This is a genomic window from Sphingomonas sp. CCH9-F2 (assembly GCF_001556735.1).
GTDB lineage: Bacteria > Pseudomonadota > Alphaproteobacteria > Sphingomonadales > Sphingomonadaceae > Sphingomonas > Sphingomonas ginsenosidimutans.
Genome location: NZ_LSJO01000011.1, coordinates 1 through 1,820 on the forward strand (window position 1 = coordinate 1; position 1,820 = coordinate 1,820).

Annotated in this window: 5 protein-coding genes; all 5 read left to right on the forward strand. The window is 75.7% G+C overall.

Going from position 1 to position 1,820, the window contains the following annotated elements:
* Nucleotides 1-63 precede the first annotated feature (63 nt).
* Nucleotides 64-579 (forward strand): hypothetical protein, encoded by a 516-nt coding sequence (locus tag AX685_RS00380; protein WP_066484302.1) that lies wholly within the window; start codon nucleotides 64-66, stop codon nucleotides 577-579.
* Nucleotides 576-752 carry a hypothetical protein gene (locus tag AX685_RS21315; protein WP_156445572.1) on the forward strand — a complete coding sequence of 59 codons (177 nt, stop codon included), beginning with the start codon at nucleotides 576-578 and terminating at the stop codon, nucleotides 750-752. Before AX685_RS00380 ends, AX685_RS21315 begins: the two co-directional genes overlap by 4 nt.
* Entirely contained in the window at nucleotides 749-1,141 is a 393-nt protein-coding gene (gene gp17, locus AX685_RS00385; protein WP_082740375.1) for a tail completion protein gp17, read from the forward strand. The genes AX685_RS21315 and gp17 overlap by 4 nt, the downstream gene beginning before the upstream one ends.
* Nucleotides 1,142-1,143: 2 nt before the next feature.
* A complete protein-coding gene (locus AX685_RS00390; RefSeq protein WP_066484300.1) occupies nucleotides 1,144-1,551 on the forward strand; it encodes a phage major tail protein, TP901-1 family in 408 nt (135 codons plus the stop codon).
* Nucleotides 1,548-1,820 (forward strand): gene transfer agent family protein (locus AX685_RS00395; protein WP_066484301.1); only part of this gene is annotated, 273 nt, incomplete at its 3' end. The genes AX685_RS00390 and AX685_RS00395, both read left to right, overlap by 4 nt.

The window sequence follows — 1,820 nt, forward strand, 5'->3', positions numbered from 1 at the left end:
CCCGCCGGCGGGGCCGGCACGCGCCGGCCCCGCGGCATCCATGCAACAGCGAGGGGGATGGGGATGGCCATCATCACGGGCGGGCCGGGCGCGGTGACGCTGGGGCCCGCCGATCGCGCCGCCGCGGTGGCGGCGGTGAAGGCGGAGCTGCGCGCCGGGCTGGCGGAGGACGATGCGCTGATCGCGGCGCTGGCGGACAGCGCGATCGGGCTGGCCGAGCAGGTCACCGGGCAGGTGCTGATCGCACGCGAGGTCGCGGCCGACATGCCAGCGGGCGCGGCGTGGCAGATGCTGCCCGCGATGCCGGTGCGTGCGATCCAGGCAGCGCCGGACATGACGATCGATATCGACGGCGAGGGGCGCGGCTGGGTGCGGATGGCGGCGGAGGGGCGCGTCGTCTTCACCGCGGGGATCGCCGCCGACTGGGGCGGGCTGCCCGCCGGATTGCGACAGGGGGTGGCGATGCTGGCGGCGCATCTGTTCGCCGATCGCGGCGCGACCACCCCGGTCCCCGCGGCGGTGACCGCGCTGTGGCGGCCGTTCCGGGTCATGTCGCTGACGCCGGGGTTGCGCGCATGACGCCCGCGGTGGGGCGGCGCGTCGCGGCGGCGCGGGCGCAGGTCGCGGCGCGGGTGCGCGACCTGCTGCCGGATGCGCGGGTGGAGGATGGCGCGGACGGCGTGACCGTCAGCGCGCGCGGGCTGGTGCGGCGGTGGGTCGACGACCCGCGGCTGTCGTGGTGGCGATCATGAGCGCGGCGGTGGTCTTGCGCGCCGCGGTGCTGGCGCAGCTGCGCACGATCGCGGGGGTGCAGCGCGTGGCGGACGGTGCGGGCGCGAAGGCGGCGGCGATGCCGCACGTCACGCTTCGCGACATCGCCGCCACCGACTGGGGAGCCAAGGACCGCGCCGGGCGCGAGGCGCGCGTCGGCGTGACGGTGCGCGACGATCACCAGCTGCCGGCGCGGATCGAGGGGATCGCGGGCGCCGTGGAGGCGGCGTTGCTGACGCTGCCGCGCGACCTGCCGGGATGGCGGATCGTGACGGTCGTGCCGGTGCGCTGCGCGGTGCTGGGTGAGGGGACGGCACGCTGGGCGGCGATGGTCGACGTGCGCGTGCGGATGCTGGAACAGGAGGACTGAACATGGCGGCGGAAAAGGGCAGCGCGTTCCTGTTGAAGGTGGGCGATGGCGGCAATCCGGTGGTGTACCGGACGGTGGCGGGGCTGCGCACGACGCAGCTGTCGATCAACGGCGAGGCGGTCGCGATCACCAGCAAGGATTCGGGCGGGTGGCGCGAGCTGCTGTCGGGCGCGGGGGTCCGTTCGGTCAGCGTATCGGCGGCGGGCGTCTTCACCGGATCGGCGGCGGAGACGCGCGTGAAGGCCAGCGCGCTGGCCGGCACGCTCGACGATTATCGCCTGACGTTCGAAAGCGGCGAGGCGATGACCGGGCGGTTCCTGGTCACGCGGCTGGACTATGCCGGGGATTACAACGGCGAGCGCAGCTACACGATCGCGCTGGAGAGCAGCGGCGCGGTGGCCAGCGCATGAGCGCGCCCGCGAACCCGGCGCGCGGCGAGGCCGCCATCCGCGTCGCGGGCCAGCCGCTGGTGCTGCGCCCCACCTTCGCCGCGCTGGTGGCGGCGGAGGAGGAACTGGGCCCGCTGTTCGCGCTGGTCGAGCGCGCGGCGCGCGGCGACCTGAAGCTGGCGGAGCTGGTCGCGCTGTTCTGGCATTGCCGGCACGACGCGCCGCCCGCGCTGACCCGCGAGACATTGGGCGAGGCGGTGGTGGCGGGCGGGATCGCGGGGGCGACCCCG